The organism is Streptomyces sp. NPDC006510 (assembly GCF_040611955.1).
In the GTDB taxonomy this organism is placed as follows: domain Bacteria; phylum Actinomycetota; class Actinomycetes; order Streptomycetales; family Streptomycetaceae; genus Streptomyces.
In genome coordinates, this window is sequence record NZ_JBEXPH010000353.1 from 1 (window position 1) to 4,500 (window position 4,500).

A 4,500-nucleotide genomic window follows, 5' to 3' on the forward strand; every position below is an offset into this window, starting at 1 on the left:
GGTCGGGCCGGCGCGGGGGTCGCGCCCGCCCCCGCGGGCGTGGGGGGGGGTGGGCCCCGCCGCGCCCCCCCCCCCACGGATCCGTCATCCCACGCTGACCCAGTCGAGGGTGCGTTCCACCGCCCTCTTCCAGTCGGCGTAACCCTCCGCCCGCTGCTCCTCGCTCCACTGCGGCTGCCAGCGCTTCGACTCCTGCCAGTGCTCCCGCAACTCGCCCTGGTCCTGCCAGAATCCGGTGGCGAGACCGGCCGCGTAGGCGGCGCCGAGCGCGGTCGTCTCGGCGACGACCGGGCGGCTGACGGGGACGCCGAGCACATCGGCCTGGATCTGCATGCAGAGGTCGTTGGCGGTGACCCCGCCGTCGACCTTGAGCACATCGAGATGGACACCGGAGTCCTGTTCCATCGCCTCCACCACATCCCGGCTCTGGTAGCAGATGGCCTCCAGGGTGGCCCTCGCCAGATGCCCGTTGGTGTTGTACCGGGCCAGGCCGACGATGGCACCCCGGGCGTCCGAGCGCCAGTACGGGGCGAAGAGACCCGAGAAGGCCGGCACGAAGTACATTCCGCCGTTGTCCTCGACGGACCGGGCCAGCCGCTCGCTCTCCGCCGCGTCGCTGATGATCTTCATCTGGTCCCGCAGCCACTGCACCGCGGACCCGGTGACCGCGATCGAACCCTCCAGGGCGTAGATCGCCGGACTCTCCCCGAACCGGTAGGCGACCGTGGTGAGGAGTCCGTGCCGCGACCGGATGAGCTTCGTACCGGTGTTGAGCACCAGGAAGTTGCCGGTGCCGTACGTGTTCTTCGCCTCGCCCGGCTCGAAGCACACCTGTCCCACGGTGGCGGCCTGCTGGTCGCCGAGCACTCCGGTGATCGGGATCGCGGCCCGCAGGGGACGGGAGGTGCGGGTGCGGCCGTACGCCTCCGCGTCGGAGGAGGGGTTGATGGCCGGGAGCATCGCCCTGGGGATGCCGAAGATGTCCAGCAGTTCGTCGTCCCAGTCGAGCGTCTCCAGATTCATCAGCATCGTCCGGCTGGCGTTGGTCACATCGGTGGCGTGGGTGCCGCCGTCGGGTCCGCCGGTGAGGTTCCACAACACCCAGCAGTCCGTGTTGCCGAAGACCGCGTGCCCCCGCTCCGCGGCCTCGCGGACCCCGTCGACGTTGTCGAGAATCCACTTGATCTTCCCGCCGGAAAAGTAAGTGGCCGGAGGGAGCCCCGACTTGCGCCGGATGACCTCGCCGTGCCCCTCTTCCTCAAGGGCCTTGGCGATCGAGTCGGTGCGGGTGTCCTGCCAGACGATGGCGTTGCAGTACGGACGACCGGTCCGGGGGTCCCAGACGACGGTCGTCTCGCGCTGGTTGGTGATCCCGATGGCATCGAGGTCCGTGCCGCTCAGACCACCGGTGCGCAGGGCGTTCTGCATCACCGAGTTGGTGCGTTCCCAGATCTCCACCGGATCGTGCTCCACCCAGCCGGGGCGGGGCAGGATCTGTTCGTGCTCCAACTGGTGTCTGGCCACTTCGTTTCCGCCGTGATCGAAGATCATGAAGCGGCTGCTGGTGGTGCCTTGGTCCACTGCGCCGATGAAGTCCGCCATGGCATGCTGCCTCTCCTGAGTCCGGGCTCGGTGACGGGATGGGGCGTCACTTCTCCGGCGGGACGGGGATGCTTCCCTCCGGTTCCGCTTCCACCGAGGGCAGGAAGCGTGTGATGAACGCCTTGTAGAAGAACGCCCCCACCAGGCCGCCGACCAGCGGGCCCACGATCGGCACCCAGAAGTAGAAGTTCCCGTACTGGTCCCGCCACGCCCCTCCGTAGCCGGTGAGGAAGCTCGCCAGCCGGGGGCCGAAGTCACGGGCCGGATTGATCGCGTACCCGGCGTTGGTCCCGAACGCCATGCCGATGGCCACGACGATGAGGCCCACGATGAACGGCCCGAGGTTGACGCCCGGCGGGGTGTTGAGGAGATCCGTGACCGCGAAGATCAGCAGTACGAGGATGGCGGTGCCGATGACCTGGTCCCGCAGCGCCCCCCATTCGGTGACCGGGAGCGCGGGGTTCCCGTTGGCGGGAAGCGTGGAGAACACGATCTGGGTCTTGATCGTGTGCCCGGGGTCCGCCCTCGCCAGCGCCTCCGTGTAGTTCCAGCGCACCAGCATTGCCCCGACGAACGCACCCGTGAGCTGCGCGAGCGCGTAGGGAGCCACCTTCTTCCAGGGAAAGTCCTTGAAAGCGGCCAGCGAGAGAGTCACCGCCGGATTGAGATGGGCGCCGCTCAGCCTGCCCGCCACATAGACGCCCAGGGTGACTCCGAGACCCCATGCCCAGGCGATGCTGTCGTGGTCTCCGAGGCCGCCCGGCGGGTCGGTGAGCGCACCACCGGCCACGACCTGGGCCACGACGCCGCAGCCGAAGAGGATGAGAATCATCGTGCCGAGGAACTCCGCGGAGAGTTCTCCGACGATCGCCGACTGCTTGAGCCGCTTCATGGAATCTCGCTTCCTGTCGAATCACGACTCCTGGCGGCATAGATCCAGGTATGAGCGTAAACGGCAGGAATTGGTTCCGCATTCGGTGGTGGACGCACGGTTACCGCCCCTCCCGGGCGGGAACCGTGCGCTCTCAGTCCACGTCGACGTGGTCGAAGAGCTCCAGCATCCTGCCGAGCACCCGTACGCAAGCCGTCACATCGGCATCGGTCAGGTCCCCGTCCACCTGGGACAGCAGGGACTGCTCACGGGCCAGGGCCGCGGCGATCGCCGCCCCGCCGCGCCCGGTCAGCCGGATCAGCGACGACCGCTGGTGGGCCGGGTTGGGAATGATCTCGACCAGTCGCGCCGCTGCGGCGTCGTTGACCATGCGCTGCACGAACTGCCTGCTCAGTGCCTGCGCCCGGCCCATCTGCGGGACCGTCATGGGTCCGTGTTCGCGCAGTAGATCCAGCACGGCACGCACGCCGACGGACAGGCCCTCGATCGGTGCGGTCTGTTCCACCTTGCGCTGCACGCGCCGGTAGAGCGGGCCGACCAGGGCGAAGACTTCCGTGAGCCGGTCGGCCAGTTCCTCGGGTGGCAGGGGCGCGTCGATATCGGTCATCGGGTCATCATGACACCTTGGTTGCCAATGTGGAGAGCAGATGGCACCTTGGTTGTCATGAATGCTGCCAACGAGCTGAAATCCCATGCTGGCTCCGAGCTGGAATTCTTCGAGACCGAGGACGGCCGCCTCGTCCACCGCGACACCGGGGAGGGTCCGCTGCTGGTGCTGCTGCACGGCGGATTCCTGGACCACGGGATGTGGGACGACCAGGTACCGGACCTCGCGCGCGACCATCGCGTGATCGTGCCGGACGCCCGCGGGCACGGCGGATCGGCCAACGCGAGCAAACCCTTCCGGCACACCGATGACCTGGCCGCGCTGCTGCGCCACCTCGACGCCGGGCCCGCGGTCCTGGTCGGGGTGTCGATGGGCGCGGCCACCGCGGTCGACACCGCGCTCGAACATCCTGATCTGGTACGTGCGTTGGTCGTCAGCGGGGCGGCGACGAGTGAACCCGAGTTCCATGACGCCTGGTCCTTGGAGGTCCTGGCCGAGCAGGCCCGCTGCCTGGCCGCCGGTGACATCGAGGGCTGGATCGATGCCTTCATGCTCTTCGCGGCGGGGCCGCACCGCACGCTCGACGACGTCGACGGGGCCGTCGTGCGACGCCTGCGCGAGATGACCGCGGGGACGCTGGCCAAGCACACCGGTGACGAGCCCGACCGGCTGGTACCCGTCCCCGACACCTGGGCGCGGGCGGCGCGCATCGAGGTCCCGGTGCTGGCCATCGGGGGCGGCATCGATTCGGACGACCATCTCGCCATGGCCCGGCGCCTCGCGCGGACGGTGGCCGACGGCCGCACCGCAACCGTCGAGGGCACCGCGCACTACCCCAACATGGAACGGCCGGACGTCTTCGGTGAGATCCTGGGGGAATTCCTGGCGGCCGTGTTCGCCCCGGAGGACGGCGCCGTGTGACGGGCGGCCCACGGGCCAAGGGCGCCGAGGCTCCCTCGGGTTCAGTTCAGGACGGCCGCCGTGTCATCGGCCCCCGCGGCTCCCTCCGCCGGAGCGTCGTGGAGGCCGAGGCGCAGGTGCTCGACGTGGAAGAGGGCCTGGTCGAGGAGTTCGGCCACGTGGTTGTCGTACAGCGCGTAGATCACCGAGCGCCCCTGGCGCTCGCCGGTGACGAGACCGAGGTTGCGCAGCAGCCTCAACTGGTGGGAGCAGGCGGACTGCTCCATGCCGACCGCGTCGGCCAGCTCCGTCGCGGGGCAGGGTCCCTCCTGGAGGCGGGCCAGGATGCGGAGCCGGGACGGGGTGGCGAGAGCCTGCAGGGTGGCCGCCACGTCGGTGGCTCCCACCGCGTCCAGGCGCTCGCGCGCGGTGGCAGCGGTCTTCGCGTCAACTCCGTGGCCCATGCCCTCATCCTACGGAGAGGCATACATGAATGCAT

5 protein-coding genes are annotated in these 4,500 nt (G+C 69.2%); 1 reads left to right on the plus strand and 4 read right to left on the minus strand.

Going from position 1 to position 4,500, the window contains the following annotated elements:
- Positions 1 to 84: 84 nt before the first annotated feature.
- The 3 genes from glpK to ABZY11_RS43040 form a co-directional block, all read right to left on the minus strand.
- Positions 85 to 1,602 carry a glycerol kinase GlpK gene (glpK, locus tag ABZY11_RS43030; protein ID WP_356484394.1) on the minus strand — a complete coding sequence of 506 codons (1,518 nt, stop codon included), beginning with the start codon at positions 1,600 to 1,602 and terminating at the stop codon, positions 85 to 87.
- A 46-nt stretch (positions 1,603 to 1,648) separates the two neighbouring features.
- Positions 1,649 to 2,494 carry an MIP/aquaporin family protein gene (locus tag ABZY11_RS43035; protein ID WP_356484395.1) on the minus strand — a complete coding sequence of 282 codons (846 nt, stop codon included), beginning with the start codon at positions 2,492 to 2,494 and terminating at the stop codon, positions 1,649 to 1,651.
- A gap of 133 nt (positions 2,495 to 2,627) precedes the next feature.
- The gene (locus tag ABZY11_RS43040; RefSeq protein WP_356484396.1) at positions 2,628 to 3,101 is read right to left on the minus strand and encodes a MarR family transcriptional regulator; all 474 of its coding nucleotides are present in this window, start codon (positions 3,099 to 3,101) and stop codon (positions 2,628 to 2,630) included.
- A gap of 57 nt (positions 3,102 to 3,158) precedes the next feature.
- Here ABZY11_RS43040 and ABZY11_RS43045 point away from each other — a divergent pair, with 57 nt between their 5' ends.
- Positions 3,159 to 4,022, plus strand: coding sequence for an alpha/beta fold hydrolase (locus tag ABZY11_RS43045; RefSeq protein ID WP_356484397.1), 864 nt, complete (start codon positions 3,159 to 3,161; stop codon positions 4,020 to 4,022).
- A 41-nt stretch (positions 4,023 to 4,063) separates the two neighbouring features.
- On the opposite strand, the gene ABZY11_RS43050 is transcribed toward ABZY11_RS43045, so the two are convergent.
- Positions 4,064 to 4,465, minus strand: a complete 402-nt coding sequence (locus tag ABZY11_RS43050; RefSeq protein ID WP_356484398.1) for a metalloregulator ArsR/SmtB family transcription factor — start codon at positions 4,463 to 4,465, stop codon at positions 4,064 to 4,066.
- Positions 4,466 to 4,500 lie beyond the last annotated feature (35 nt).